This is a genomic window from Methylorubrum sp. B1-46 (assembly GCF_021117295.1).
Taxonomy (GTDB): domain Bacteria; phylum Pseudomonadota; class Alphaproteobacteria; order Rhizobiales; family Beijerinckiaceae; genus Methylobacterium.
The window spans coordinates 3747202-3771639 of the sequence record NZ_CP088247.1; the positions used below are offsets into that span (position 1 = coordinate 3747202).

The 24438-nt window shown below is 68.8% G+C and carries 32 protein-coding genes and 1 tRNA gene; 8 read left to right on the forward strand and 25 right to left on the reverse strand.

The window, feature by feature from the left end; all coding sequences use genetic code 11:
• Nucleotides 1-86: 86 nt before the first annotated feature.
• Entirely contained in the window at nt 87-308 is a 222-nt protein-coding gene (locus tag LPC10_RS17350; RefSeq protein ID WP_231343686.1) for a hypothetical protein, read from the reverse strand.
• A gap of 117 nt (nt 309-425) precedes the next feature.
• Here LPC10_RS17350 and LPC10_RS17355 point away from each other — a divergent pair, with 117 nt between their 5' ends.
• The gene (locus tag LPC10_RS17355; RefSeq protein ID WP_231343687.1) at nt 426-626 is read left to right on the forward strand and encodes a hypothetical protein; all 201 of its coding nucleotides are present in this window, start codon (nt 426-428) and stop codon (nt 624-626) included.
• Between the two features lie 310 nt (nt 627-936).
• Here LPC10_RS17355 and LPC10_RS17360 read toward each other — a convergent pair whose 3' ends face one another.
• From LPC10_RS17360 to LPC10_RS17380, 5 genes are all read right to left on the reverse strand, one after another.
• A complete protein-coding gene (locus tag LPC10_RS17360) occupies nt 937-1161 on the reverse strand; it encodes a hypothetical protein (RefSeq protein ID WP_231343688.1) in 225 nt (74 codons plus the stop codon).
• Nucleotides 1151-1345 (reverse strand): hypothetical protein, encoded by a 195-nt coding sequence (locus tag LPC10_RS17365; protein WP_231343689.1) that lies wholly within the window; start codon nt 1343-1345, stop codon nt 1151-1153. Before LPC10_RS17365 ends, LPC10_RS17360 begins: the two co-directional genes overlap by 11 nt.
• A gap of 83 nt (nt 1346-1428) precedes the next feature.
• A complete protein-coding gene (locus LPC10_RS25715; RefSeq protein ID WP_370644505.1) occupies nt 1429-1758 on the reverse strand; it encodes an HNH endonuclease in 330 nt (109 codons plus the stop codon).
• Nucleotides 1759-1785: 27 nt separating this feature from the next.
• Nucleotides 1786-2451, reverse strand: coding sequence for a metallophosphoesterase family protein (locus tag LPC10_RS17375; RefSeq protein ID WP_231343690.1), 666 nt, complete (start codon nt 2449-2451; stop codon nt 1786-1788).
• 144 nt (nt 2452-2595) lie between these two features.
• Nucleotides 2596-2670: transfer RNA gene (locus LPC10_RS17380), tRNA-Gln, on the reverse strand.
• Nucleotides 2671-2854: 184 nt separating this feature from the next.
• On the opposite strand from LPC10_RS17380, the gene LPC10_RS17385 reads away from it, so the two are divergent.
• Together LPC10_RS17385 and LPC10_RS17390 are read left to right on the forward strand one after the other, a co-directional pair.
• Nucleotides 2855-3604, forward strand: coding sequence for an SDR family oxidoreductase (locus LPC10_RS17385; RefSeq protein WP_231343691.1), 750 nt, complete (start codon nt 2855-2857; stop codon nt 3602-3604).
• A gap of 222 nt (nt 3605-3826) precedes the next feature.
• The gene (locus tag LPC10_RS17390; RefSeq protein WP_231343692.1) at nt 3827-5446 is read left to right on the forward strand and encodes a peptide chain release factor 3; all 1620 of its coding nucleotides are present in this window, start codon (nt 3827-3829) and stop codon (nt 5444-5446) included.
• Nucleotides 5447-5663: 217 nt separating this feature from the next.
• Here LPC10_RS17390 and LPC10_RS17395 read toward each other — a convergent pair whose 3' ends face one another.
• From LPC10_RS17395 to LPC10_RS17415, 5 genes are all read right to left on the reverse strand, one after another.
• The gene (locus LPC10_RS17395; RefSeq protein ID WP_231343693.1) at nt 5664-5855 is read right to left on the reverse strand and encodes a hypothetical protein; all 192 of its coding nucleotides are present in this window, start codon (nt 5853-5855) and stop codon (nt 5664-5666) included.
• 88 nt (nt 5856-5943) lie between these two features.
• On the reverse strand, nt 5944-6378 hold the full coding sequence (locus tag LPC10_RS17400; protein ID WP_108943015.1) for a tellurite resistance TerB family protein: 435 nt from the start codon (nt 6376-6378) through the stop codon (nt 5944-5946).
• A 99-nt stretch (nt 6379-6477) separates the two neighbouring features.
• Entirely contained in the window at nt 6478-7272 is a 795-nt protein-coding gene (locus tag LPC10_RS17405; RefSeq protein ID WP_231343694.1) for an ABC transporter ATP-binding protein, read from the reverse strand.
• Nucleotides 7269-8021: an ABC transporter permease gene (locus LPC10_RS17410; RefSeq protein WP_231343695.1), complete on the reverse strand. Its 753-nt coding sequence runs from the start codon at nt 8019-8021 to the stop codon at nt 7269-7271. The genes LPC10_RS17405 and LPC10_RS17410 overlap by 4 nt, the downstream gene beginning before the upstream one ends.
• A gap of 22 nt (nt 8022-8043) precedes the next feature.
• Nucleotides 8044-9057, reverse strand: a complete 1014-nt coding sequence (locus LPC10_RS17415; RefSeq protein ID WP_231343696.1) for an ABC transporter substrate-binding protein — start codon at nt 9055-9057, stop codon at nt 8044-8046.
• Between the two features lie 241 nt (nt 9058-9298).
• On the opposite strand from LPC10_RS17415, the gene LPC10_RS17420 reads away from it, so the two are divergent.
• The gene (locus tag LPC10_RS17420; RefSeq protein WP_231343697.1) at nt 9299-9736 is read left to right on the forward strand and encodes a DUF3597 domain-containing protein; all 438 of its coding nucleotides are present in this window, start codon (nt 9299-9301) and stop codon (nt 9734-9736) included.
• 246 nt (nt 9737-9982) lie between these two features.
• On the opposite strand, the gene LPC10_RS17425 is transcribed toward LPC10_RS17420, so the two are convergent.
• Both LPC10_RS17425 and LPC10_RS17430 read right to left on the reverse strand, forming a co-directional pair.
• On the reverse strand, nt 9983-10687 hold the full coding sequence (locus LPC10_RS17425) for a L,D-transpeptidase (protein WP_231343698.1): 705 nt from the start codon (nt 10685-10687) through the stop codon (nt 9983-9985).
• Between the two features lie 722 nt (nt 10688-11409).
• A complete protein-coding gene (locus LPC10_RS17430; protein ID WP_231343699.1) occupies nt 11410-12879 on the reverse strand; it encodes a site-specific integrase in 1470 nt (489 codons plus the stop codon).
• Between the two features lie 620 nt (nt 12880-13499).
• On the opposite strand from LPC10_RS17430, the gene LPC10_RS17435 reads away from it, so the two are divergent.
• On the forward strand, nt 13500-13982 hold the full coding sequence (locus LPC10_RS17435) for a metallophosphoesterase (protein WP_370644506.1): 483 nt from the start codon (nt 13500-13502) through the stop codon (nt 13980-13982).
• Nucleotides 13983-14023: 41 nt separating this feature from the next.
• Here the strand turns inward: LPC10_RS17435 and LPC10_RS17440 are convergent, their stop codons facing one another.
• The 10 genes from LPC10_RS17440 to LPC10_RS17485 form a co-directional block, all read right to left on the reverse strand.
• Complete coding sequence (locus LPC10_RS17440) at nt 14024-15679, reverse strand: hypothetical protein (RefSeq protein WP_231343700.1); 1656 nt, start codon at nt 15677-15679, stop codon at nt 14024-14026.
• Nucleotides 15680-15681: 2 nt separating this feature from the next.
• Nucleotides 15682-15936, reverse strand: a complete 255-nt coding sequence (locus LPC10_RS17445) for a hypothetical protein (protein ID WP_231343701.1) — start codon at nt 15934-15936, stop codon at nt 15682-15684.
• Complete coding sequence (locus tag LPC10_RS17450; RefSeq protein ID WP_231343702.1) at nt 15936-16160, reverse strand: hypothetical protein; 225 nt, start codon at nt 16158-16160, stop codon at nt 15936-15938. Before LPC10_RS17450 ends, LPC10_RS17445 begins: the two co-directional genes overlap by 1 nt.
• A gap of 68 nt (nt 16161-16228) precedes the next feature.
• Entirely contained in the window at nt 16229-17149 is a 921-nt protein-coding gene (locus LPC10_RS17455; protein ID WP_231343703.1) for a hypothetical protein, read from the reverse strand.
• Nucleotides 17150-17273: 124 nt separating this feature from the next.
• The gene (locus LPC10_RS17460; RefSeq protein WP_231343704.1) at nt 17274-17630 is read right to left on the reverse strand and encodes a hypothetical protein; all 357 of its coding nucleotides are present in this window, start codon (nt 17628-17630) and stop codon (nt 17274-17276) included.
• The gene (locus tag LPC10_RS17465) at nt 17585-18022 is read right to left on the reverse strand and encodes a hypothetical protein (protein ID WP_231343705.1); all 438 of its coding nucleotides are present in this window, start codon (nt 18020-18022) and stop codon (nt 17585-17587) included. Before LPC10_RS17465 ends, LPC10_RS17460 begins: the two co-directional genes overlap by 46 nt.
• Nucleotides 18022-18843, reverse strand: a complete 822-nt coding sequence (locus LPC10_RS17470) for a hypothetical protein (RefSeq protein WP_231343706.1) — start codon at nt 18841-18843, stop codon at nt 18022-18024. The genes LPC10_RS17465 and LPC10_RS17470 overlap by 1 nt, the downstream gene beginning before the upstream one ends.
• Before the next feature lie 10 nt (nt 18844-18853).
• On the reverse strand, nt 18854-19396 hold the full coding sequence (locus LPC10_RS17475) for a hypothetical protein (RefSeq protein ID WP_231343707.1): 543 nt from the start codon (nt 19394-19396) through the stop codon (nt 18854-18856).
• Nucleotides 19393-19890 carry a GcrA family cell cycle regulator gene (locus tag LPC10_RS17480; RefSeq protein ID WP_231343708.1) on the reverse strand — a complete coding sequence of 166 codons (498 nt, stop codon included), beginning with the start codon at nt 19888-19890 and terminating at the stop codon, nt 19393-19395. Before LPC10_RS17480 ends, LPC10_RS17475 begins: the two co-directional genes overlap by 4 nt.
• 38 nt (nt 19891-19928) lie before the next feature.
• The gene (locus LPC10_RS17485; protein WP_231343709.1) at nt 19929-20147 is read right to left on the reverse strand and encodes a transcriptional regulator; all 219 of its coding nucleotides are present in this window, start codon (nt 20145-20147) and stop codon (nt 19929-19931) included.
• Between the two features lie 281 nt (nt 20148-20428).
• Between LPC10_RS17485 and LPC10_RS17490 the strand changes: the two genes are divergently transcribed.
• Nucleotides 20429-21316: a hypothetical protein gene (locus tag LPC10_RS17490; protein ID WP_231343710.1), complete on the forward strand. Its 888-nt coding sequence runs from the start codon at nt 20429-20431 to the stop codon at nt 21314-21316.
• Between the two features lie 82 nt (nt 21317-21398).
• On the forward strand, nt 21399-22271 hold the full coding sequence (locus LPC10_RS17495; RefSeq protein WP_231343711.1) for a hypothetical protein: 873 nt from the start codon (nt 21399-21401) through the stop codon (nt 22269-22271).
• An 81-nt stretch (nt 22272-22352) separates the two neighbouring features.
• Here LPC10_RS17495 and LPC10_RS17500 read toward each other — a convergent pair whose 3' ends face one another.
• Entirely contained in the window at nt 22353-22667 is a 315-nt protein-coding gene (locus tag LPC10_RS17500) for a hypothetical protein (RefSeq protein ID WP_231343712.1), read from the reverse strand.
• Between the two features lie 415 nt (nt 22668-23082).
• On the opposite strand from LPC10_RS17500, the gene LPC10_RS17505 reads away from it, so the two are divergent.
• A complete protein-coding gene (locus LPC10_RS17505; protein ID WP_231343713.1) occupies nt 23083-23460 on the forward strand; it encodes a hypothetical protein in 378 nt (125 codons plus the stop codon).
• Between the two features lie 292 nt (nt 23461-23752).
• Here LPC10_RS17505 and LPC10_RS17510 read toward each other — a convergent pair whose 3' ends face one another.
• Nucleotides 23753-24427 (reverse strand): Crp/Fnr family transcriptional regulator, encoded by a 675-nt coding sequence (locus LPC10_RS17510; RefSeq protein ID WP_091950950.1) that lies wholly within the window; start codon nt 24425-24427, stop codon nt 23753-23755.
• Between the last annotated feature and the right edge of the window lie 11 nt (nt 24428-24438).

Consider the following 24438-nt stretch of genomic DNA (forward strand, 5'->3'; position numbering starts at 1 on the left):
GACCAGAGCCTCCGTTCCTGAGCACCTCAAAGCGTCTCAAATCATCTGACAACGGACATGCGTGAGCCCAGGGGGAAGCCGCCAACTTAGGCGGCCATCCGAAAGGAAGAGAGCCGCTGAAGCTCGGCCCAGATGCCGTCCTTGACGCGCTGGGTGACGCGGTAGCCGCTCTCGCGCACCGCCTGCTGAGCGGCCTCGTAGCAGGCCAGAGCATTGCGAGCGCAGACGTTCTTGGCGGCGTCGGAGGTGGCGCCCTCGAAAACCGTGTCGCGGGCGAAGAGAACGATGTCGCGGTCGGTGAGGGCCATGGGGTGTCTCCGTCGTTCGATATGGACACAATAACCGCCATACGCTATGTGTCAATAAGCGCCATACGAAAAGAGGCTCCCTTGCGACAAATTCCGCCATACGATAGCGAGCGGACAATGGGACGCCCTCCGCTCAAGCCGAAAGACCCGACCGTGAAGACGACGATCCGTCTGACGGAGAGCCTGTTGCGCCGGGTTCGGATCGTGTTCCCCGACGGCGAGATGTCGGACTTCCTCAGGAAGAGCCTTGAAGCCGAGGTTGAGCGCCGGGAAGCCTCTGCGGCTCGTCCTTCCAAACCCTCCCCCGCAGAGGGGTAGGGGGGAAGGAATTAGGGGATGAAGCCGAGCCGCTTGGTTGAGGCCGGGTAGAAGTGGGCTCGGATGCACGGCCGGGACATCGGCTCCCACCGCCCCGGCATCTTGTTTCCCCACACCTTGTACGGTCGCCCGCTCCTGCGCAGACGATCCAGCCATTCACGAGGAGTCATCCACCTTTCCGTTTCGTCCCATGCCAGGGCTTCAAGCGGGTCCGTGAACTCACTCGGCCTTCGGAACGGCCCACGATAGTAGGCCGGGCAGTTGTCGTGGATGAACTGAGCCCGGTCCCATTTGCGCTGGCGGCGAGGGCTCATCTCGCACCTCCCCGATCCACCACCTTCCCGCAGCGGGTGCAGAGATCGTGGACATAGACCTCGCCGCGAAGAGCACCGAGGGCGGCCACCCTGTCGCCGTAGAGGAAGGCGTCGAACGCCTCCATTGAAGGCATTTTCAGCGTCGGCACATCATACCGCGGCTCGAACCGGCAGCCCCGGAACCACTTGTCCCGGCGAGGGCAGGGAGGGTCAGTGGTCATGGAATGCCTCCGTGGCCGCCATGACATCCGCTTTCCGCCTCAGCGCGTGCTCCATGACAATCCGCAGGCTGTCGGCCGTCTCACCGTTGCCATCGTGGTGAAAGCCTTCGTCAAAGTCCCGATGCTTCAGAAGATCGGCATCAGGCCCATTGCGATCCGGGCCGCAGCTCGCATCACGGCTCACGCTGCACGATCCAACCGACCACCACCAACCGGGCAAGCGGCGCTCAAACTCCGCGATGGTCGCGGCTAGGTCTTTCGTGTCAGTCACGGCTGGCCCTTTTCGATCATCGGATTGCGGGAAAGGGCGGGGGCGGGGGCCATCCGAGCCGCCATGAACTCGTCGGCCGTCATGTCGCCCTTCGCGCCGTTGCAGGTGATGCAGGCGGCTACGACGTTCTCCCAATGGTGCGCGCCGCCCCGAGACGTGGGCAGCAGGTGATCCAGCGTCAGTTCACGGCGCCCCTGCCCCTTCACGGGTTCCTCAACCATCTCACACTGGCAGTAGAAGCACCGCCCGCCTTGCGCCTTGGCCTTCTTCCGCCGCCAGTCCTTGCCCTTCGCTGCGGCAAGGACAGCCTTCATCCGGCCGCTCATGCGAATACGTCTCGGACGCCCCATCGCTCAGGCTCCCTCGGATCGGATGGGGGAGGGGACGGTAACGCTGAACACGTCGATCGGCCCGCCGGGCTCGCCATCATCGAAGACAGCGACGGACAGCCGCCCGGTCGCATAGGCGCCCGTGTCGAGGTTCGTGCGGTTCGGCAGACAGACAGGGCCGTCCTTGAACGGCGTGTGCCCGTGGACAACGTGCTTGCCATCCAAGCCGTAGTCGAAGTCGCGCTTGCAGCGGAACCAGATCAGGGACTTTTCGGTCTGGTCGGCGACGCTCAGGCTTGGATCGCCGCCAGCATGGCAGAATATGCGGTACCGGGTCTCGTGCGAGAGCGGCAGCCCGCGAGCCCAGCGGACATGCGCAAGCGGGATCTCACCGCCATACGATGCGACCGTGGCCGCGCCGCCGTTCCCGATCCACCAGTCCGGCTCAAGCGGCACGGTGATCGTCTCGACCATCATGTCTTCGTGGTTGCCCTTGAGGCAGACCCATTCCTGACCGGTCGGCGGGCCTGCGATCAGCGCCTCAAGCACCTCCCGGCTCTGCGGGCCTCGATCCACGTAGTCGCCGAGGAAGACGACCTTGCCGCCGCCGCGGGCCGTGATCTCGGCCACGGCCAGGGTGAGGAGGTCGAAGCGACCGTGAATGTCGCCGATGGCGTAGGTTCGGCTCATGCGCCGGCCCTCCCGTTCAAGCGAGAGAAGGCGGCAAAACGCCTGCCTACGACTGTGCCGACTCTTGTGCCGGCACCGTCCGACGTTTGTTCTTTTATGTCCGAGAAGTCCGAGCCGCTAAGTGCCGCTCTCCCTAGGGAAAGTTGGCTGGGGCGCCAGGATTCGAACCTGGGAATGGCGGTACCAAAAACCGCTGCCTTACCACTTGGCGACGCCCCATCGGCTCCAAGCCGCCGGTTCTCTAGACGGGCCGGGCAGGGCTGGCAACCGGCTTGAACGCGTCCGCCGTGAGCCGGCAGCGATTTTGTACGACGCGTTGGGCAGGTCGAGACCGTATCACGGCACAGCGCCCCTGCACCGGATCGGCGCGACGCCTTATGATCCGGCCGAAGGGAGGAAGATCATGGCTTGGGATGATCGGGTCGCGGTGGTGACCGGGGCGGGGTCCGGTATCGGGCGGGCGGTGGCGCTCGGACTGGCGCAGGCCGGGTGGCGGCTGGTGCTGGCGGGACGGCGGGGGGAGGCGCTGGGGCGGGTCGCCGCGGAGCTGCCGGGTGAGGCGCTGTGCGTGCCGACCGACGTGTCCGATTCGCGCGCCGTCGAGGCGCTGTTTGCTACCGTCGAAGCGCGCTTCGGGCGGCTCGACCTGCTGTTCAACAATGCCGGGATCTTCACACCCGCCGCGACGGTGGACGAGATCGCGGTCGAGGATTGGCTGGCCAGCGTCAACGTCAACCTCACCGGCACCTTCCTCTGCACCCGCGCCGCCTTCGGGATGATGCGCAAGCAGGAACCCAGGGGCGGGCGCATCATCAACAACGGCTCGATCGCGGCCTACGCGCCGCGGCCGATGTCGGCGCCCTACAGCGCCACCAAGCACGCGATCACCGGGCTGACCCGCGCCACCGCACTGGACGGACGCCCCTTCGACATCGCCTGCGGGCAGATCGATGTCGGCAATGCCGAGACCGAGATGACGCAGAGCTTCGGGCAGGGTGCGCGGCAGGCCGACGGCTCGATCCGGCCCGAACCGTACATGGAGGCGCAGCACGTGGCGCAAGCGGTCGTCTACATGGCCGGGCTGCCGCTCTCGGCCAACGTCCTGTTCATGACGGTCATGGCGACAGCCATGCCCTTCGTCGGGCGGGGGTAGGGGAGGCCGCTTTGCGTCGGCCGCACGGAACGCGTAGAGAGCGGGACAGCGCCGAGAGCATCGTCCCGAAAGGTGGCCACCGGCTTCTGGAAAAAGACGATGCATCAACAAGAGGATAGAGCATCGTGCTGGATCTGATATCCAGCACGATGCTCTATCCCCCCTCTTGCCAGCCCCCTTCAAGACGAGCGGCCGTCCGCAATGCGGCGGCCGGTATCCGCCATGCTGATGCAGACCGACCCCAAAGCCGCCGACCCCAAAGCCGATCCGGTGGCGCGGCGGCGCACCTTCGCGATCATCTCGCACCCGGACGCGGGCAAGACCACGCTGACCGAGAAGCTGCTGCTGTTCGGCGGCGCGATCCAGCTCGCGGGCGAGGTCAAGGCCAAGCGCAACCGGGTCTCGACCCGCTCCGACTGGATGGGGATCGAGAAGGAGCGCGGCATCTCGGTGGTCACCTCGGTGATGACCTTCGAGTACGGCGACTGCGTCTTCAACCTGCTCGACACGCCGGGCCACGAGGACTTCTCGGAGGACACCTACCGCACGCTGACGGCAGTGGATTCGGCCGTGATGGTGATCGATGCGGCCAAGGGCATCGAGGCCCGCACGCGAAAACTGTTCGAGGTGTGCCGGCTGCGGGACATCCCGATCGTCACCTTCGTGAACAAACTCGACCGCGAGGCGCGCGACCCGTTCGAGACCCTCGACGAGATCGAGAAGACGCTCGCCCTCGACGTGGCCCCCGTGACTTGGCCGATCGGGCTCGGCCGCAACTTCGCCGGCACCTACGAACTCGGCGGCAACCGGGTGCGCCGGCTCGACGCGGCGGACGATGCCGGCACGATTCCCGTCTCCGGGTTCAACGATCCGCTGTTCGATGAACTGCTGACCGAGAACGGCGCGGCGGACGCGTGGCGCGAGGAGGTGGAGCTGGCCGAGGGCGGCCTCAAGAGCTTCGATCTCGCCGCCTTCCGCGAGGGGCACCTGACGCCGGTCTTCTTCGGCTCGGCGCTGCGGAATTTCGGCGTGCGCGACCTCATCGACGGGCTGGCCCGCTTCGCGCCCCCGCCGCGGGGCCAGGAGGCGGACAAGCGCGCCGTCCAGCCCTCCGAGCCGAAGATGACGGGCTTCGTGTTCAAGATCCAGGCGAACATGGATCCGAACCACCGCGACCGCATCGCCTTCATGCGGGTCTGCTCGGGCCAGCTCCGGCGCGGCATGAAGGCCAAGCTCGTGCGCACGGGCAAGCCGATGTCGCTATCGGCGCCGCAATTCTTCTTCGCCCAGGACCGGGCGATCGCCGACGAGGCCTATGCCGGCGACGTGGTCGGCATTCCCAACCACGGAACGCTGCGCATCGGCGACACGCTGACTGAGGGTGAGGAGATCGTGTTCCGGGGCGTGCCGAGCTTCGCCCCGGAGATCATGCGGCGGATCAAGCTCACCGACGCGATGAAGGCCAAGAAGCTCCGGGAAGCGCTCCAGCAGATGGGCGAGGAGGGCGTCGTGCAGGTCTTCATCCCGCAGGACGGCTCCCCCGCCATCGTCGGCGTCGTCGGCGCCCTGCAGCTCGACGTGCTGAAGGAGCGGCTGCAGGCGGAATACGGCCTGCCGATCGACTTCGAGACGAGCCGGTTCTCCGTCTGCCGCTGGATCGAGGCGGAGTCGGAGGCCGAGATCGACAAATTCGTCAACGCCCACGGCTCGGCCATGGCGAGCGACCTCGATGGTGCCCCGGTCTTCATGGCCACCACCGCCTTCTCGCTGCGCTACGAGGAGGAGCGCTGGGAGAAGATCCGGTTCACCGACGTGAAGGACTACCAGAAGCGGGCGGCGTGAGCGGAGCGGTCGGAGACTCGGCCCGTCATCCGCAACGCTCGTCCGGCTCTGGCGGCGTTCATCCCGCTGTCCGGCTGAACGCGTCGGGCTTGTCGACCTTTCGTTGCAAGCGCCAGCGAAACGATCCAGCCGCGCTTGCATCTCCGGACAGGGCGCGCCCTGGATCGCGTCGGGTTCGCCTCGCGATGACGGAGACGATGGAATCGAGCGAGACCGCTCAATCGTAGGCGAGATCGAGCGCGCGCTCGAAGGCGATCGCGCTCATCTCGCGCCCCTTCGGATCGGCAACGACGATATCGCGAAAGCCGCGCCCAGCCAGTTCCCAGGTCTTCTCAAGGGCCTGCTCGTCCGTGCCGCAGGCGAAGGCCAGGATGCGGCCCGAAGGGTCCGTTCCCGTCACCTTGTACATGGCCGTCCTCCTGTCCGAGCCGTGAAGATAAGGCCCGGCCCCCTCCGGGAGAAGAGGCCGGCCGAGCAGGGCGCCTCGTGCGCCGGCTTCAGCCGAGCAGCGCCGCCTTGTCCACGTCGAGCGCCTGGGCCAGTTCGTCGAGCACCCGGTGCTCGCTCTCGGTGATGCCGCCCTTGTCGGCCACGTCCGCCGCGATCAGGAAGACATGCTGGCGCTGCTCCAGGGGGCGCTCGGCGATGGCGGCGACGTGCTGGCTGTTCTCCAGGCGTCCGGCGCGCAGCTCGGCGCGGGCGAGCGCCTCGAACAGCGCCTTCTCCAGGCTGAGCGTGTCGTAGGATTTCTGGAGGATGGGGTTGGCCCGCATGCTGACGAGGGCCGCCTCGATCTCTTCCTCGTCGGTGTCGCCGTCGGCGACGATCACGTTGGCCGCGGCGGAGACCGCCGCGTGCATGAATTCGGTATCGCCCGCGTAGGACATCACCACCCGGTTGAGACGGACGAGGGCGTCCTGAAAAAACCCCATCTTGCACTCTCCCAGGCGCAGATCCCCGACCGCACGGCGCCGCACCGATGGTTCCAATGCGGGCGGCGAACCGTCAAGATGGCAAGCTTGACGGATCTCTCACAGTTCCGCCGAGCGCCGCGACAGTTCCGCCCGCAGGTGGCGGGCCGCCTCGACCAGGGCGGCGTCCCGGCGCTGACGCGGACGAGGCGGCGCGAGGGTGACGTCCGCCGCGATCCGCCCGGGGCTGCCGGCCAGCACCACGACCCGATCGGCGAGATAGACCGCCTCGTCGATGTCGTGGGTCACGAACAGCACCGTCTTGCCCGTTTGCGCCTTGATGCGCTGGATCTCGTCCTGCAGGCCTTCGCGGGTGAAGCTGTCGAGCGCCGAGAACGGCTCGTCCATCAAGAGCACTTCGGGTTCCACCGCAAGCGCGCGGGCGATGGCGATGCGCTGGCGCTGCCCGCCGGAGAGCTGGTGCGGCCATCGGCCGGCGAGGTCGGACAGCCCGACGAGCTTGAGCATCGCCGCCGCCCGCTCCCGGCGCTCGGACTTGGACAGGCCGTGCCGCTCCAGGCCGAAGGCGACGTTGTCGATCACCCGCCGCCAGGGCAGCAGCCGGGCGTCCTGGAACACGAGCGCCATCGGCGTCCGGGTCTTCTGGGGATCGGTGTCGAGATGAACCGTGCCGGTGCTGGGCTTGGCCAGATCGATTAGAACCCGCAGGAGCGTCGATTTGCCGACGCCGGACTCGCCGACGATGACGAGGAACTGCCCGCGCGGCACGGCGAGATCGAGGGCCGACAGGATCTCGGTGCGCCGCCCGTCGCGCTCGTAGGCGAGGCTCAGGCCACGGATGTCGATGATGGGAGGCTGCGCCGTGCCCATCGCCGCACGCGTCGTCGCACTCATGCGCGCCACCGCAGCAGCCAGCCCTGCAGGGCGACGAAGCCGGTGTCGAACAGGCCGTATAGCCCGGCCATGGTCAGCATGTAGACCACGACGATGTCGGTGGAGAGGAGCGAGGAGGCCTGCATCATCCGGGCGCCGATGCCGGGCACCCCGAAGATCTCGGCGGCGACCACCGCCATCCAGGCCTGGCCGAGCGCCGTGCGCAGGCCGACGAGGATGCCGGGGGTAGCCGCCGGCAGCATGATCTTGGTGAGCCGCGCGAACGGCCCGCGAAAGCCGAAGGCCTGGGCCACCTCGACCAAATCGCGGTCGACGCCGCGCACCGCGCCTTGGGTCGCAAAGAACACGATCCAGAACACGCCGATGGCGATGATGAACACGGCCGCCGAGGGCTGGACGCCGAACCAGATGATCGCGAACGGCACCCAGGCGAGGCCGGGAATGGGGCGCAGCAGCCGCACGATCCAGGCCGTCAGGCTCTCGAACCAGCGGAACATGCCGGAGAGGAGACCGAGCGCGATGCCGGCGCCCGCGCCGACGCCGAGCCCGACCACGTAGTGGCTCAGGCTCTCGGCCACCGCGCGCAGCCACGCACCGCTCGCGATCTCGCGCGCGAAGGCCGCAGGAAGAGAGGAGGGCGGCGGCAGGAAGGCCGGGTTGACGAGGTCGAGCCGGGGCGCCGCCTCCCACAGGGCGAGGAAGGCGGCGAGCCCGACGGCTGCCAGCGCAGCCGAGCGGAACGGGTTCATGGCGTCAGGGTCGTGAGGGAAATCAGGGCTTCTTGGCCGCGTCGAACGGCTTGGCGTCGAACAGGCCGTCGGTCGGCGCCTCCTTGTCGAGGGTGCCGATCGAGACCTGATAGGCCTGCATCTTCTTCGTCGCCTCGATGATGGTGCGCGGGTCGGCGACGAACTTCGCGGCCGGCGAGGAGAGCGCCTTCTGGATCGTGGCGACGTCGGTGATGCCCTTGCCGAGGGCCGCCTCGACCGGGGGCGCGGCGCGGGCCGGGTCGGTCTTCAGGAGGTCGGTCGCCTTCACGAGCGCCGAGACGAGACCTTCCACCGCCTTCGGGTTGGCGTCGGCGAACTTGCCGTAGACGGCCACCACCGTCCCCGGCTGGTCGGGGAACATCTCCCCGCCGGTGGCGATCAGCGTGATCTTCGGGTTGCGCCCCTGGACGATGGTCAGCGCCGGCTCGCGGATCGAGGCGCCGTCGACGGCGCCGGCGAGCAGCGCCTGCTGGGTCGCGTCGATACCCATGGCGACGATCTCGACATCGGCCTTGTCGGCCTTGGCCACCTGCCAGAGCCAGTGCTGCAGGGTGGTGTTCGGCACCGAGCCCGGCGGCTGCGTGGCGAGCCGGGCGGGGCGCCCCTCCTTGGCCTTGAACTGCTTGAAGGCCTCGGCCTTGCTCGGGGCGGCGGCGAAGTAGGGCGCGAGCTTGGGGGCGGCCACGAACACCATCTCCTCGATGGCGGTGGCGGCCACGACCCGCACGTCGATGCCCTTGGTGCGGGCGACCGCGAGCGGCGCGATGCCGGCGACGTAGACGTCGATGGTGCCCGACGCCAGCGCCTGGATCATGTTGGGGCCGGACTCGAAGGTGGTGAAGACCGGTGCCAGCCCGGCCTCCTTCAGCCAGCCCTCGCCGTTAGCGACGAAGACGGGGGCGGCACCGATCACCGGAATCACGCCGATGCGCACGGGCACCGTCTGGGCGGCGACGGAGACAGGAAGGGCGACAAGCCCCGCGATCAGGGCAAAGGCCTTGAACAGATTGCGCATCGATACGGGTTCCAGGGAGCCGAACGGCGTCCCCCATGGCACAGCAAGCGCGATCTTCCAAACGCACCCGCCCTCCGTCGCCCTCTGCCGCCGCAGGCCGCCAGCCTCACCGGACCGGTGACACGGCCACCCGAGCGGCGACGCTTTGCCGGCCTGCGACGGAACGGCCTGTTCCTCCTGCCGTTTACCCAGCCGAAAGCGGCACCCACGCCGCGGGACAGACGACAGGATACCTCACGCCATGAGCCTCATCGGCAGCATCGTCAGCAAGATCCTCCACCCGTTCGGCTCGTCGGAGGCGCAGGCCGCCGAGGCCGGCACGTCGTCCTCCAAGCCCTCCGAGACCCAGGCCCAGCCGTCCTCCGGCGGCGGCAGCGCCGCGGCCTCTACGCCCACCAGCGGCGGCACCTCCTCGGGCGGATCGGTCGATGTCGAGGCCGTGCTCAACGACCTCGCCGCGAAGAACCCGCAGAAGCTGAACTGGCGCACCTCGATCGTCGACCTGATGAAGCTGCTTGATCTCGATTCGAGCCTGCACGCCCGCCAGCAGCTCGCCGACGAGCTGCACTACACCGGCGACAAGAACGATTCGGCCTCGATGAACGTGTGGCTGCACAAGCAGGTCATCAAGAAGCTCGAGGAGAACGGCGGCAAGGTGCCCGCCGATCTCAAGGACTGAGTCCTTTGCGGCGGCGAAAGTCCGTCGGCGACGTATCGAAAGGGAAAGGGCGGCGGCAGGATCCCTGCCGCCGCCCTTTCCTTGTCATCGCTCCATCCTGCCGATCGTCAGGCGGCCCAGGCCCTCGCGGGGTCCCACGCGCAGTGCTCGTTCAGGGCACCGGCGAAGTCCGCGGCAAAAATCTGAGATTGCGAGCCGGCAGCCGACGGACCGTGGCGTTGGAACGATCGGGGCTGTTGCCTCTCGCTATGCTGGCAGGACCACCACTTTCGTCTTGACCGGGGTTCGCGCGTAGAGGTGGATCATATCCTGACTGAGCAGGCCGACACAGCCGCTCGTAATGCCGCTGCCGATCGATTCGGGATCGCTGCTGGCATAGATGGTGTAGAGCGTATAGGCGCCGTTCTGGTAGAGATGCAGGGTGCGGGCCCCGAGCGGGTTGTCGAGGCCGCCCGGCATCCCGCGCGCGTATTTGGCCGCCTCGGGCTGTCGCCGGATCATCTCCTTAGGTGGTGTCCAGGTTGCCCACTCGGACTTGCGGCCGACATAGGCGTCACCGCTCCACAAGAACCCGTCGCGCCCGACATTGGCGCCGTAGCGGGTCGCCGAGCCGTCGCCCTCGATGCGGTAGACGTAGTAGTTGCGCGGATCGACGACGATCGTTCCGGGCGCTTCCTTGGTCTCGTATCGAACCGTCCGGCGGAAGTACTTCGGATCAACCTTGCGGACATCGACCGCCGGGATTGGGAATTTCTCGGCCGGCATCGGCCCGTAGACCTTCGCCGCCTCGGCCAGCATCGTGCCATCGGAGGTCACGCAGCCGCCAAGCCCGAATGCGCCGAGGCCGGCGGCCGAGCCAGCCAGGAATGAGCGCCGGTCGAGAAGCCGAGCCCGGGGAAGGGTGGTCTCGTTCGAGCCATCGGCATGGGCCCGCCGAACATCGATCGTCATCGTCTTGGACTTTCCAAATCCTGCAGTCCGATGGGCGAGGCTCCGGCATTCGCCCGATCATCCTCCTGCTAAGCTGAGATTGCGGCGACGCGATGCACCTGGCAAGTGCGGCGTGAGCTGTCGACCGATGGCCTCGGCCTGCGCCCTGCGCCCGGTTGTGCTCGCGGCCGGAATGCCGATGCTCAATGCCATCGGCACTTCACTCGTCGCGGTTCGCGCCTCCGGCATCGCGACAGCGGCGAACGATGCCCCCTCGGGCCCGATCGACGGGTCGGTCGCGGCCGAGCACAGAGCCGGTGGGCTTCTTGGCGGGCGCCCGTCCCGTCTGGGCGATGTGCCGCGCTTCCTGAAGATCAGCGTCGCAGACCGCTGCAAATGCCACGCCGACCTGATTGCCGACGCTGGAGCGCGAGCGGGGAGGGACGGCAGGCGCCGTCACGCCTCAAGCGCGTCCAACAGCGCGGGAGCCGCCGGGTTCGGTGAACCCAAGCGGAGAGCGCGTCGGGCTCACGAAGCCGCAGCGCAAACCGTCATTTCGAGCTAAATCATTGTCGGGGTTGGTAGGCCTGGCCGGACTTGAACCGACAACCAGACCGTTATGAGCGGTGTGTAGGGACCGTTCTGCGCCCTGTGAGAGGGTGAGAACGAAACACGTACCGGAACCGCTATTACCCCCAGTTTCCCCCCGTTCCGGTTCCGGTCCGGTTCCGGTACCGAAACCCTCAGGCGGCCTTCGCCTCCCCCACGGTCGCCAGGGACCGGAGCGGCAGCCCGAGCCGCGCGAGCCGGGCGTCCCGGTTCGCCGCCGCGATGCGCAAGTCCTTGTCGCGGTGGTAGTGGATCGAGAAGGCGTCGTGGAGCTCGGGCGGCGGGAGCGACCGCTTCTTCCGGCCGCCGGCGATGCCGGCCTGGTAGTCGGCGGCCCAGTGGCCGTAGACCTCCAGCAGGATCTTCTCGCTGATGCCGAGATAGTTGCCCGCATCCCACGACTTCACCCCGCGCTGGAGGAGCCAGGTCGCGCAGGTGTGGCGCAGCATGTGCGGCGTGCCCTTGAGCCCGGCGTCGCGGAGGGCCACGCCGAAGCCCTTGTTCACCTGTTCGACCGGCTGCCCGTTGAACTCGACGACGTAGTCCCGCGACACGCCGAGGCGCTTCCACCGGCGGATGTGGGCGAGGAGCCTGTCCGGGATCCGCACCGGCGGCTGGCGCTTGTTCGTGGCGGCCTGCCCGACGGCGAGGCGGTGGAACATGCCGGTGTCGAGGTCGAGCCACGACCGCCCCGGGATGGGATCGAACGCGGCCGTCGCGATGGCACCGGCCCGTGTGCCGGTGTAGATGCCGAGCAGGGTGAACCGGCAAAGGTGCCGGTGCGGCCGCTTCTTCGAGGGGACCTTCTCCCCAGCCCGGGTCCGGCTGTCCTTCCGGACGGTCATGAGCTCGCGCTTGCGCCACATGCCGAGCAGGAGCCGGGCCGCCTCGGGGCGCTCCAGGTGGTGCTCCTTCCTTTTGCCCTTGGCTGGCAGCGAGACCTCGACGATCTCGCGGCAGTAGCCCCGGCCACGGTGCCAGTTGATGGCCGCGCGCATGTCTTCGAGCTCGCGCCGGGCCCCCTGCGGAGAGACCATCCGGGCTTCGTTGCCGGTCTCCTCCGGGCGGGCGGACTTCCAGGCATGGCCGCAGCGCCAGGCCACGTAGGCGTCGCAGGAGTCTCCGTCGACGTCGGCGAGCGTCCTACCCTGCCACCACTCGCCGAGCTGCAGCAGCCGCGCCATGCACCGGCCGGCGCGCCCCTCGTAGATCGCGGGCTTCTCGTGGACGATGCCGGCCTTGGCGTCCTCGGCGCGCAGGTCCTCGACGCGCTTCTGGACGACGCGCTCACCCCACATCAGGAGCACGTCGACGACGAGGATCTCGCCGGCGCCGCGGCCCTTCTGGACGGAGGGGCGGTGCTTGGCGGTGATGTAGTCGGCCAGGGCCTGGTGGGCCTTCGCCTCCTCGGCATTGTTGAAGGCTAGCGCCTCGGCCTTCTCGGCGCCCTTGAGGCCGCGGACATCGCGCGCAAAGCAGCCAACGGGTCGCCGGATCCCTCCGTCGTCCTTGACGTGCCATTGGGCGAGCCGCTCTGTCCCGCCGTCCTTGCCGATCTCGCCGGGCCTGAGCCAGAGCCTCGGTCCACTGTTCCTGCGCGGCATCCTTCCCGCCACTCCCTGATGATGCGCCTCGTCACGATGATCGACCGTCCGTGCCGCTCAGGTTTGAGATCCCCACGGTCGATCGCCTCGCGAAGCTGACGCTCGGTGAGGAGGGGGTATGCGCCGAAGAACGGGTCCACGCCGCACAGCTCCGGCAGCCAGATCGCGGCTGCGAGGCTGAGAGGCGTGTCGTCGGTCGCGCTTGCCGCGAGGGGGCGCTCCTCGAAGACGGTCCCCACAATCAATTGGAATTCGGCCATGCAGGGAGTCTCGCTCCGGGACCGGAATACTGCAAGCGCCAAGACGACCCCTCGGTTAACGGAAGCTCGCCAAAAACCCCTGGGCGCAACCCCCAAGTCCAGGGAAATCTCAATGCTGGCTTGAGGATGACCTTGAGCTGGAAATCTGCGTCGTGCAGGATGCCCTCATGAGCGTCGCCCTCTCGAAACGCCCGCAGGCCTGACCTGCCACCCGCCGCCGGGACACCCCGCGCGGCTCGCGTTCCGAATTCGAGGGGGCTTCCCGTGGCCACATATTTCGTATCCGACTCCCACTTCGGCCATGCCGGCATGCTCAGCGACCGCATGCCCCGGCCGCGCCCGTTCGCCTCCGTCGAGGAGATGGACGAGCGCATGGTAGCTCTCTGGAACAACAGAATTCGCCCCGACGACCGGGTCTTCCACCTCGGGGATTTTGCCTACGGATGCTCGATGAAGCATGCCAAGTCTGTATTCGCGCGCCTGAACGGTCACCGAACGCTGATCCGAGGCAATCATGAACAGCGCGGCGACCGCCTCCCGTGGGAGGGCGGCATCCACGATGTTCTCCGGCTGACCGTGCAGGATCGCGGCATGCCGACGCCCGTCGACCTGTGGCTGTCCCATTACGCGCACCTCTCGTGGCCGGACAGCTACAAGGGCCGCCTCCACCTCTTCGGGCATTCCCATGGCGCCATCCCGGCGACCGCCCGATCCTGCGACGTCGGCGTCGACTGCTGGCGCTTCCGGCCGGTGACGATCCCGGAGATCCTAGAACTCCTCGCGGACGTCGTCCGACACGAGGACGGCCCCGTCGCGGCGGCCGCGCTGGCGGAGGCGGCGTGACCGGGAGAATGGGGTCTCCTCAAACCTGAGGAGACCCCATGTCAGCATCGAGCAGCCTTGCGCGCCGCCGCGAGCGCCTCCTTCGTCGGGGGCTCCTTTCCGACGCTGCGCCACCCGGCGTCCGTGACCCGGGCGAACGTGTTGCGCTTCGGATTGCCGGGGACGATCAGGCCGTCCTCGACGGCGTGGATCGCCTCCCATCCGCCGAGGGACATCTGCAGGCCAGCGTCCGGGTTAGGGCGGATGTTAGGGCATGTACGCGCCGCGGGCTCAGAGACGCCGATGGCCAGAAGGAGGCGTCGGGCGTTGGCGGTTCCAAGACTGCCGTCGAGGACGTGCATCCCGACAGCGCTTGTCACCCACCCCGCCTCAGTGTGCTCCATCGAGGCGGCGAGCCGCTCCCACCCCTCGTCGTTTGAGAGATCGACCGCGTGATGCCACCCGCCCATTGAGGCTGTGCTGACCCATTTGGCCTTCAGTCCGGTGACCTCCTCGACCCTACGGACGAAGGGAAGGTCGCCGCATGCCGGGGTGCTGAGATGAAGCTCCCAGATCCTAGGAGCCGTCGGCGGCTGAAACGGGCCGCCAACTCGGTGGAGCCTCACCGGAAACCCGATCGAGCGCGGGGACCACGGGGCGTCCGGATCCCGCAGCGCGCCGAGGCCGGCCAGGTACTCGTTCGAGATGCCCGATGCGACGAGGCGAGCCATGGCGTCGGGGGCGGGCTCCGGCTCGGGTGCCGATGGCTCGGCAGCGGCCTCGGCCTCCGCCGCTGCCCGCGCCGCCGCGGCTCGCTCATCCTTGAGCCGGCGCCTCTTGAGCGCCAGCGGCGTCGGCGGCTCGATCGCCCCGATCCTGATCAGATGCCTCCCCAACCGGGTCTCCCCCGGAGTTCCGTCGTCGGGCTCCACCGCCGGCGCCTTGGCAGCCTTCGCGGCGGCCTCGGCGGCAAGCCTCAGCTCCCGTTCCCTCGCCCGCGTGATCAGCACGCGCTTGAGCTCCCGCTCGGGCGGCCTCGTGGCGTCGATCCCCTGGGCGCAAAAGAAAGCCTCGATCCGTGAGGCGATCTTGTCCCGCTTCCGACGCTCGCGTCCGGTCGATGCGTTGTCCTCGGAGAACATCCGCCAGATCTTGTGGGCCGAATAAGTGATCGCCGCCTCACGCGTAGACCAGAGGAAGCGGCCGTCATCGTCGATGTCGGGCCGCAAAGTGTTGCCGGGACCGACCGACGTACGGTCGACGTCGAACGAAACTACGGCGTTCCAGCCGAGGCGGGTTTCCCTGACCCTGATCCGCCCGGTCTCTCCGACGGCCTCGACGCGATCCTCGATCTCGATGCGGCCTCCCGTGATCCAAGTATCCCAGTGTTGGCGGACGGCGACGGCGGCCGCCCCGTCCCGCCAGGACGTCGAGACGAATTCCTCGACGACGGCGGTCTCCTCGGGCGTCAGGGACCACGGCGCCGGCGGCAGTGCGGCCTCGATGGCGGCGGCCTGCTCCCACGGGCGCGGCGGCCGACGCATCTCGGGCAGGAACGCGAACAGCTGCGGGAGGGGCGCCGTCCGGGCGGGCCGGGGGCGCCGGATCCGCGGGAGGACGGCACGCGCTCCGGTGAACGGCAGCGCGCGGATTTCCTCGACGATCGCGCGCTGGGCGGCCAGATCGTCGTGGGAGATGGCGATGGCGGTACGGGCCACGGTCAGGTCCTCCGGAGGCGGGCGGCGAGCTGGAGGGCCTCTCCAGCGCGGTCGGTCAAAACGGCGATCAAAGCCGGCCCGACCCAGTCCGGGATTTCCCGATCCCCGGCATCCCACCTGGCGACGAGGCGGGGGTCGATCTGCACGCGGGCGCCCTGCGGGTGATGGGGTCCCAGGTCGCGGGCGAGCGGACGGCGCCATTCGCTGCCGTGCAGGAAGGCGCCGACTTCGGCGAGCGTGGCGCGGTCGATCGCCATCACGCGGCTTCCTTCGAGAGCTCGGCGTCGACCCAGGCGAGGTCGCATTCCCAGTCGAGGACGTTTTGCTCCAGGAGCGTGATGAGATCCTGATCGGGCGTCTCGTTCTCCCGCGTCATGGAGATCGCTAGGGAACTGGCTTCGCGGCCCTTGATCACGTAGGCGCGGTACGCTTCGAGGGATCCGTGGTCGGCGATGACGCCCGATCTGCGGACGGCGGACATGGGATGGTCTCCTAAGGGATGGGGGATCGATTTGGGCCGGGGGTCGGACCCGGCCGGGGGCGGGCTGGTCAGCGGTAGAGGGCCGACCGGTGCGTCTCGATCCAGTATTTCGCGGTCGTCGCCGTCTTGATCGACCGGAGCGTGGGCTGCTGCCGGCGGACGGCGTCGCGGATCTTGAGGGCGTAGGCGACCTGCTTCGGGGTCCCGGACAGGGCCGGCATCCCGTTGATCTCGCGCTGCCCCTCCGCCTCGATGCGATCCGCCTCGGCCGCGTTCTGCTCGGCCAGAGCCTCGCGCTCGATCCGACGCCGCTCGACCTCAGCCCGCTCGCGCTCGATGCGGGCCTCCTCCTCGCGCTTCCGGCGCGCCTGGGCCTGGTCGTGCTCGTCAGCCTGCAGCGGATAGAGCCGGCGCAGCTCCGCGCGGTATTCGGAGCGCGAGAGCTCGGTCAGCGTACCGCCGAACGTCGAGATCCAGTAGCTCTCCGACGTGCGCGAGTTGTAGGCGACGCCGGTCAGCGCGTAGAGGCGATCCGGGTCCAGCTCCCACAGGCACGATCCGGAGCGCTTCGATCCCGAGCGATTGTCCTCCGAGAAGCGGATGCGGTTCGAGGCCTCGAAGCCGGTCGCCGCCTCGATGTTGCCGGGCCCGTTCGCACCGCCGCCGGTGACCTCGCCGTAGAACCGGATACGGTCGCCGACGCGCCAGAGCCGGCCTCGGCCGAGCTCAAGCTCGATCCTCGCGGGCTTCGCCGGCGCCTCGATCTCGGCGACGGGCTCGGCCACCTCGGCCTCGACCGAGGCGGCGCAGGCCTGCTGCAGCTGGGCGATCTGCGGGACCATGGCGGTCGCCTTCGCGGCGGTCCAGGCGGCGCGCATGGCCGACCCGATGTGCTTGCGGACGCCCTCGCCGGCGGCGGCCGCGGCGGAGCGGGCGGCGTTCCAAGCGGCGCGGAGGATGGCGGAACGGTCGTAGGTTTTCGTGTTCATGATCGGCTTCCCTGGTTATCCCATGAGGACCGCCTATTCGGCGGATCAGAGCGGCAACGCCGTCTCTTGGTCCCCAATATGAGGACAGACGGCGCGTGCGTCAAGGGCGGTCGGCAAGGATTCGTTAACCGTGTTTGGGGCTCGCCCACCGGGCGCGAGCCAGCCTGAACTCGGTCTCGCGCCTCACGGCGAGCTCAACGCTGATCGCCCGCTCGATCTCATCGAGCCGCCCGCGCATCCGGACCGCCTCGTCGAGCAAGGGATGCCGCCCGTATTTCGGATCGGTCACGAGGATCAGGCGGGAGGACATGCCTAGGCATCGTGCCTGCCGCATCCGCAAGTCGCGGTCGGCCGCATCGCCGATCGGCGTGCCCCCCTCGACCTGGGCGAGCCCACGGCGTATCTCGACGACGGCGGGCGTGAGGCGGTCGATCGTCAGTGCTGGTACGGCGCCGGCATCCGGCACACCGTGATCGACCACCCCGGCTTCGGCCACCTCGGCTCGGGCCGGGGGGCTCGGGCAAAAGGGCGGGAGGCGGCCTCCTCGACCGCCGGCGCTGCCTCGGGGATGGGGGCCGGCTCCGGCTCGACGGGACGGCCCGCGGCCTGGAGGACCGCCAGCGCGTCGGGGCCCGCCGCTTCGAAGCCGCCGTGGTGCCGAATGAGCTCGCGGACGACACCGACCGGGACGCCCGAATGTCGAAGGACGCCCGGGCGCGGTTGGGCGGCGTCCCTGTACGGGGACAGGCCGGCCGCATCGAGGGCGGGATCGCTGGCCGGGGCGGTGACGACGAGGATGCCGTCGGCGGTCTCGACGGCGAAGCGGCCGCCGTCGCGGCACAAGACGGCGGACGGCTTGAGAGTGGGAGTCATTACGCGAGGGCTCCTAGTGCGGCGGCATCATCATCGGGGAGCTGGGCGTGCTCGGGCAGCGCATCGCGTTCGGCCTGCCGGCGCGACGGACGGCTGAGCGCGCACAGGCTTTCCGTCCCGAGGTAGGAGAGCCAGCCCCTGAGCCGCTCCCGATCCATCTCGACGGTGTGATGCGCCTCTCGGACGATCGCGGCCGCGGCGTCGAGGCGCGTACCGGGAAGCCATGCAGGCACGTAGCCGAGCCTCGCCCAGTGCTTAGGTACGAGGCTGGCAGGGTCGTACTGGAGGATCTGCCGAACACGGTTTGCGATCCGCTCGTCCGCCGCATGCCGGGCCTTCCGATCGAGCGTCGCGCTCAGCTTCCGCTTCCGAGCCTCAGCCTTGTCGACGACGGCCTGCTCGGCGGGTGGGAGACCACGGACCTGCCTGGCTTCACGGTGGTAGCCAGTGCCGACGACGATCCAGTGCGGCTCGCGGTCCAGGATCCGCCATCCGCGCTCGCCGTCGGGGCCGGTCTCCTCGGCGACGAGGCTCAGGCGCAGGGCGTGATGGACCAGATTTCCGGCGTCGGCCCAAGTGCGCGGTTCCGCAGGCATGCCCTTGTAGCGGTTGAAACGCGCGCGCAGGCTTGAGGAGTGGCGATCCACGATCGTCAGGCGGTCAAGCCAGTCATCGAGACCCCAGGCCTCGATGACGTCGGCGTTCACGTAAGCGTTCCAGCACCCGTCGGCGGACGTGTAGCCGCCGCCGTCGAGGACGGTCGCGTCGAACGTGGCTGGGAAGCACTGCGGGTTCGGGTTGTCGAGGGGGAGAGTGCTCACCGGGCGCTCCTCAGTACGGAATATCGGAAACGGAGTCGTAGGACGGCCGGCTCGCACAGGCGGTGCATCGGCACTGGCTCGCGTCCGTCCACCCGCAGCCGCCTGGGCAAGCGTCGCCTTCACTGCAGCCGCAGGATTTGCAGACTGGCCCGAGGCCCGCGGGGATCCGCCATGAGGGGCCACGCAACGCGGCCAGCACGCCCTCGGGCGGCGGCGTCATCGCGAGCTCGTCCTCGACGGCGCGGTAGAACGCGAGCCCAGCCCGCGCGGCCCTCGGCGCGAATGCTTCGGCCTCGGCCGCGATCGTGCCACCGACGACGAGCCCCAGGCCGATCAGCCCGACCGTCTCGCGATCGGCCTCGGACAGACCGCGCCAGACCGCCACTAGATCGAGTTGCTCCTCGGCAATCTCGGGGACGCCCGCAGCAGGCACGGGCAGCCCGCGCTCGCTCAAGAATTTCCGCTCCGCCGCGAAGTGGGCGTCCATCGCGGCGTATTCCTCTCGCTCCTTCGCGTAGTCCGGCTCGACCTCCTCCTGCCCGACGCTGCTCATGCCGCCCTCCTGAACGAGGGCATGAAGCCACCGATCCGCCCGGTCGACGGCGTGGTGCAGACAGCGCGATGCCCGGGGCACCACGGCGAGCCTGACGCGGTCGGATGCCCACAGCACGAAGACAACGGATCGCGCGGATCGCCGGCCATATACTTGCACTGGCCTTCCCGGATCTCGACGATCGAGACCTGCAGGGACTCGGGAATTCCGACCGGTCCGGGGGGCACCCTTTTCGGGATCGGGGCGGGCTTCGGCGGCTTGGGGGCAGCCTCGGCGCGCGGGCGAGCCGGTCGTGGCTTGCGGACCCGGGGCGCGGGCGGTCCGACGCGGCGGGGGCGGATCGGCGACGCGGCGAGGCGGCCCTGGAAAGACAGGCCAGCCCTGAACGCGATCCCGATCACGGCACTCTTCGAGGCGGGTATCCCGAACTCGGCGGCGATGGCGCCGGCGATCTCGACGGCGGGCATCTGACGGCCGAGCCACAGCTCGGACACCCGAGCTTTCGCTTCAGCAGGCCAACGCACGGTCTGTCTCACAGCACGCCCTCCCGCAGCACGAGGGCCTGCTCGACGCCGACCGCTCGGCGGAGGGGCGTCGAGGGCGGACGGCGGCCGCTCAATGCGGACGAGAGATCGCCCTCGTTGAGGCCCGCTGCGAGGGCGTAGGCGCGCTGAGAGCCGGCGGCGGCGACCGCGGCGCGGAGGCGCTCAACGACATCGGCGTCGTCCACGACGCGGACGACGACAGGCAACGGGGTGTCGTCAAGGCGAGCGGGAACGCTCGCGCAAGAGGGTGCGCTCGAAGAAGCCACGACTGGTCTCCGGAAGGGATTGGGCGGCCGAATTCGGCCACCCCCAGAGGATGGGAGAGCGTGTTGCGCTTTGCAAGTCTCAAATGCAATAATTCGTCACGCCGATAGCAGATTTCCAAAGAGACAAAAACCTTGTCCCTTTGAACGATGTTCACGGATGCCTCCGGACTTCTTCTAAAATTTAAAAAAAGTCCCTGTCCCAGATCTAGGACATCTACGAGATGCTTGCTTCGCCCGTTAACCCAACGGCGACCCCCAGGTTGCCGGTCTCGACGCCCCCCTTCTCCTTCGGCGCTCCCTTCGCCGAGACGGTCCACCGCAACGAGCGGAAGGGCGATCACGCCGTCTTCTTCGCCGACATGACGCCCGCCGCGGAGCTCGCGCAGCGCCATTACGGCCGCGAGCTAAGCGCGGCAGGGTTCCACCTTCCCGGGTACGTGCGCGTGCCCGGAGTGGACGGGCTCGCCCTTCGCGCAGTGCGGTGGCCAGAGAGGTGCCGACTTTCCGCCGAGGAGCTCGCCGACCTGACGCAGCGCGTGGCCGACCTCCCTCGCGTGATCGAGGAAGCCCGCGCCCGCCGCGCGGCCGAGGTCGCCGCTTCCGACGCCGCATACTCGCAGCGCGGGCGGGACGGCCTGCCCCGGCTCGCCGGCATCGTGGCGGACGCCCCGTGGCAGCTCGGACGGCTGATCGGCGAGGCGTCCGAAATCCTAAAAAGCGAGCTGACCGATTCGTCAGCCTGTAGGGTCGTCGAGTTGCTCCAGACGGCCGACCGGACGGCCGAGAACGCCGAGGCCCGCCTCCGCCGCGGCGCCCCGCGCGACTGGCAGGCCCTCGCTGAGGACGCGGGGGTCCGCGACGCAGCGTTGATCGGATGCCGCCTGCTGAGCACGCTCGACGGCGACAGGGCGTCGAAGCGCAACGGCATCGGCTGGGGCGCGGACGACAGCGCCATCGGCCACACGCTCGCCGGCAGGGAGACCCTCACGCCGACGGAAGCTGCGCACGCGCTGGCGCTCCTCCATCATCATCGGCGCCAGCTGCCGGGGCCGCTGCTGTCCCGGCTATTCCACCCCGCGGCCGCTGGCCTGCAGCCAGCCCTGCTTTGAGACTTTCAAAGCCGAGTGCTTTGCTTCCATGAGCGGCGGGCATCGGACCCGCCGACATCACATGAGCGGACGGGGAATAGAAATGAGCAGGACGCGGAAAGACATCCTGGCGCGGGCGATGCGGAAAGCCGCCCGCGCGATCATGCGAGCGATCCGCAAGGTGCTCGCCCTCGTGTTCGGCGGCACCTTCGCCGACATCGGCCGCGACGTCGACACGGTCCGCGGGATCGCCGGCGGCGTCGCCGGGCGCGCCGCGCTCGGGGCCGCCCACACCGTCGACGGCGTCGGCAGGACCCTCGGCCTCGGCTACCGCATGACGCACGGGATCGCCTCGGGCGTGGGCGGCCTCCTCGGCGCGCTGGTCCCCCGCCCCCCGGTCGGGCCTGCGGACGTCGCCGCGGCGGCCGCCGCTCAGGACAGACGCGAGACGCAGGCGAACGACAACCTGCGCGACACCGTCGCCGCAGCGATCTCGGCCGCCCCGGCGCCGTCGGCTCGCGCTCGCCTCTCGCCGCCCCCACTCTCGCCGGTCGAGACCGTGGCACTCGTCCGTGAAGCCGCGGCGCTGATGCAGAAGAAGGACCCGGGCGCGGCGGCCGTCATCGATCGGCTGCCCCATCAGGCCGGAAATTGGCTCCTCCTTCTGGAGGACGCCGATCTCGCCCGGCTGACATCGCTCCCGTCCGGCGCCGTCTGGCGTCACGTCGCCGGCGTGCAGCCCGTCGCCGGGCTCCGGCCGATCGCCAGCGTCTCGTCGGGCGCAATCCCGACGCAAGAGGAGCTCGATGAGATCGTGCGGCGCTCGATGCGCGACATGAAGCAGTCCGCCCACGAGATCGCCGAGATGGCGAAGCGCCCCGGATCGGCCCCGCGCCCCCGCCTGCCGACTGAGCCCGCCTATGGCGCGGAAGCCGAGGCCATTTTCTCGGCCTCCCCCCGCGCCGTCGCCTACTGAACCCCACCGCCCGCCGAACGAAGAAGGCCCGCCGGATTCCCTCCGGCGGGCCTTCGCATTTCAAGAATCCTGAAATTTGACTCAGGCGACTTGGCGCAGCGCGAGGGCGAGCCGGATGCTTTGGGCGCGCTCGGCGGCAAGGGCGGCCTGAGCCTCGGCGAGCTCCTGCCGGACACGGGCGAGCTCCAGCGCGAGCTCGTGGGCGGCGACGAGGGCGTCGTGCTCTCCCTCGCGGGCGGAGGCGAGCCGGTCAGCGAGGCCGGCATTCGCGTGAGCGGCGACGGCGCGGCGGTCGGCGGCGTTGGCGAAGGCCCTGTCGATGCCCCGACTGAAGGCCACGCCGAACATGGCGCCCTTGGAAGCCACATCGAGGGCGAGGTGGGACGTGACGCTCATCGGGGCTTCTCCTCGGCGGGGCGGATCTCTCCCCCCTATAGAACCCCTGGGCGGACTCCCCGGTCAACGCACCCCGTCAGGTTATCCCTGGGCTCCGCGAAGATTTTCTGTGCCGGATGTCGATTTCCTCTTGTGCCTTTCCCTGTGCGCCCGAATTGGCCCGCCATCAGCCCGCCGTCATCCTTTCCGACTGCTTACCGGAAATCCCCCAAATAGCGTTACCCACCCATCGCGTGCGGGCGTACCCAAAATTTGGCCGAGGACCTCTCCCCCCGTTACTTGCTCACACTGAAACGCGGATCCGGGAGATACGTACAGCCGCCCCCTTTCGGGCCATCGGGCGCCCGGCGCCTGGTTCTATGCGTACGTACGCGCTGAAATGGGGTTCAAACCGCATACGTACGCAGGCCGTGCCATGAATTTCGCGATCCCGACCGCCGAACCCGCCCCTGAAGAGACCCCTCGCCAAGCGGCCGCCCGCGCGACGGCGGACCGTCTGGCGAAGGCGGCCCAACGCGCTGCCGACTGGCGCGCCAAGAAGGCGGAAGAGGACGCCACGTTCCGGAAGAGGGCCGAGATCGATGCCGCGATCGTCGACGCGTTCCTGCTCGAACTGTGGGACGTCGACCAGGCGAACGAGCGCGCCGGCAAGGCGGTCACCGCCCGCGTCGGCATCCGGGAAGTGATGCAGCGCGTCATCAAGCGGGGGGAGCCGGTCCTCCCCCGGGCCGAGGTCGTCCGTCAACTGCAGGCGCGCCTGGCGCCGAACCGGCCCAATCCGTACGGGGCCTGACCCGCCACCCGCATTGTTGTCGGGTGAGCGGCCGGCGCGGACACTCCGGGCAGTCCCAGCCCGAAAGCGCCCCACAGCGTGCCCGGAATCCTTGCTTTTGACCCATTGCAGACGGTCGGAATGTCCGCTTCCAGGCAGTTCAATGGACCCGGTTCGGCAACTTCTGGCCAGTAGTGGCCTGTCTGCTCTGGGGAGGGCTTGCCAAAAAGAGCAGACAAGGCCCTACCGAACCAACCCAGTCGTAAAGCTAGATTGGCGTCGGCCTCAAAAATGGACACCAGCACGCCGCCAGTCACCGCCGCCCGGCGGCCTCCAAGCGGGTCCGGTCAACAATCTCGACCGCGCCTCGACGAAGTTCGATCAGGCCCGCCTCGGCCCATTGTGCCAGAATGCGGCTCACCACCTCGCGCACGCTTCCGACATCGTCCGCGAGCTTTTGATGGGTCACCGCGGCGACGCCCCGCGGATCGGCTTCAGCGAGGAGGCGTTGCGCGAGGCGCTGCTTTAGCGGTGCGAACGCGACCTCGTCGATCAGCGTGAACAGGCCGGACATCAATCGCGTGTAGTCATCCATGACGAATCTGCGGAACGCCGCGCTGTCGCCGATCAGGTGCTGGAACGTGCCGACCGGCAGGGCCGCGAGTTCGGTCCGCTCCTCGGCCACGCTCTGCGCCGGAAAGGTGCCGCCGGACAGGAGACACTGAGTGGTGAGGGGGCAGGTGCCGCCCGGGCCAACCTTGTAGATCAGCACCTCGCGTCCGCCCTCCGACATCCGGAAGATCCGCGTGCGTCCCTCCAGGCACATCAGGTAGTTGGCACACTCGCCATTTAGTTCGTAGGCGATGGCGCCTGCATCCAGCACCGGGAAATGCACGGTTCCCCGAGCGATCTGAAGATGCGCCGGGCTGAGAGCTTGAAGAAGCGGAAACCGGTCGATCCACCGCTCGACCTTTTGGGCATCCGTCATGGCTGGCGTGG

Bases quoted from the DNA above. Each gene is read 5' to 3' on its own strand.
- LPC10_RS17350 (WP_231343686.1), bottom strand. From the start codon at position 308: ATGGCCCTCACCGACCGCGACATCGTTCTCTTCGCCCGCGACACGGTT.
- LPC10_RS17355 (WP_231343687.1), top strand. From the start codon at position 426: ATGGGACGCCCTCCGCTCAAGCCGAAAGACCCGACCGTGAAGACGACG.
- LPC10_RS17360 (WP_231343688.1), bottom strand. From the start codon at position 1,161: ATGACCACTGACCCTCCCTGCCCTCGCCGGGACAAGTGGTTCCGGGGC.
- LPC10_RS25715 (WP_370644505.1), bottom strand. From the start codon at position 1,758: ATGAGCGGCCGGATGAAGGCTGTCCTTGCCGCAGCGAAGGGCAAGGAC.
- LPC10_RS17375 (WP_231343690.1), bottom strand. From the start codon at position 2,451: ATGAGCCGAACCTACGCCATCGGCGACATTCACGGTCGCTTCGACCTC.
- LPC10_RS17385 (WP_231343691.1), top strand. From the start codon at position 2,855: ATGGCTTGGGATGATCGGGTCGCGGTGGTGACCGGGGCGGGGTCCGGT.
- LPC10_RS17390 (WP_231343692.1), top strand. From the start codon at position 3,827: ATGCTGATGCAGACCGACCCCAAAGCCGCCGACCCCAAAGCCGATCCG.
- LPC10_RS17395 (WP_231343693.1), bottom strand. From the start codon at position 5,855: ATGTACAAGGTGACGGGAACGGACCCTTCGGGCCGCATCCTGGCCTTC.
- LPC10_RS17400 (WP_108943015.1), bottom strand. From the start codon at position 6,378: ATGGGGTTTTTTCAGGACGCCCTCGTCCGTCTCAACCGGGTGGTGATG.
- LPC10_RS17405 (WP_231343694.1), bottom strand. From the start codon at position 7,272: ATGAGTGCGACGACGCGTGCGGCGATGGGCACGGCGCAGCCTCCCATC.
- LPC10_RS17410 (WP_231343695.1), bottom strand. From the start codon at position 8,021: ATGAACCCGTTCCGCTCGGCTGCGCTGGCAGCCGTCGGGCTCGCCGCC.
- LPC10_RS17415 (WP_231343696.1), bottom strand. From the start codon at position 9,057: ATGCGCAATCTGTTCAAGGCCTTTGCCCTGATCGCGGGGCTTGTCGCC.
- LPC10_RS17420 (WP_231343697.1), top strand. From the start codon at position 9,299: ATGAGCCTCATCGGCAGCATCGTCAGCAAGATCCTCCACCCGTTCGGC.
- LPC10_RS17425 (WP_231343698.1), bottom strand. From the start codon at position 10,687: ATGACGATCGATGTTCGGCGGGCCCATGCCGATGGCTCGAACGAGACC.
- LPC10_RS17430 (WP_231343699.1), bottom strand. From the start codon at position 12,879: ATGCCGCGCAGGAACAGTGGACCGAGGCTCTGGCTCAGGCCCGGCGAG.
- LPC10_RS17435 (WP_370644506.1), top strand. From the start codon at position 13,500: ATGGACGAGCGCATGGTAGCTCTCTGGAACAACAGAATTCGCCCCGAC.
- LPC10_RS17445 (WP_231343701.1), bottom strand. From the start codon at position 15,936: ATGGCGATCGACCGCGCCACGCTCGCCGAAGTCGGCGCCTTCCTGCAC.
- LPC10_RS17450 (WP_231343702.1), bottom strand. From the start codon at position 16,160: ATGTCCGCCGTCCGCAGATCGGGCGTCATCGCCGACCACGGATCCCTC.
- LPC10_RS17455 (WP_231343703.1), bottom strand. From the start codon at position 17,149: ATGAACACGAAAACCTACGACCGTTCCGCCATCCTCCGCGCCGCTTGG.
- LPC10_RS17465 (WP_231343705.1), bottom strand. From the start codon at position 18,022: ATGACTCCCACTCTCAAGCCGTCCGCCGTCTTGTGCCGCGACGGCGGC.
- LPC10_RS17475 (WP_231343707.1), bottom strand. From the start codon at position 19,396: ATGAGCAGCGTCGGGCAGGAGGAGGTCGAGCCGGACTACGCGAAGGAG.
- LPC10_RS17490 (WP_231343710.1), top strand. From the start codon at position 20,429: ATGCTTGCTTCGCCCGTTAACCCAACGGCGACCCCCAGGTTGCCGGTC.
- LPC10_RS17495 (WP_231343711.1), top strand. From the start codon at position 21,399: ATGAGCAGGACGCGGAAAGACATCCTGGCGCGGGCGATGCGGAAAGCC.
- LPC10_RS17500 (WP_231343712.1), bottom strand. From the start codon at position 22,667: ATGAGCGTCACGTCCCACCTCGCCCTCGATGTGGCTTCCAAGGGCGCC.
- LPC10_RS17505 (WP_231343713.1), top strand. From the start codon at position 23,083: ATGAATTTCGCGATCCCGACCGCCGAACCCGCCCCTGAAGAGACCCCT.
- LPC10_RS17510 (WP_091950950.1), bottom strand. From the start codon at position 24,427: ATGACGGATGCCCAAAAGGTCGAGCGGTGGATCGACCGGTTTCCGCTT.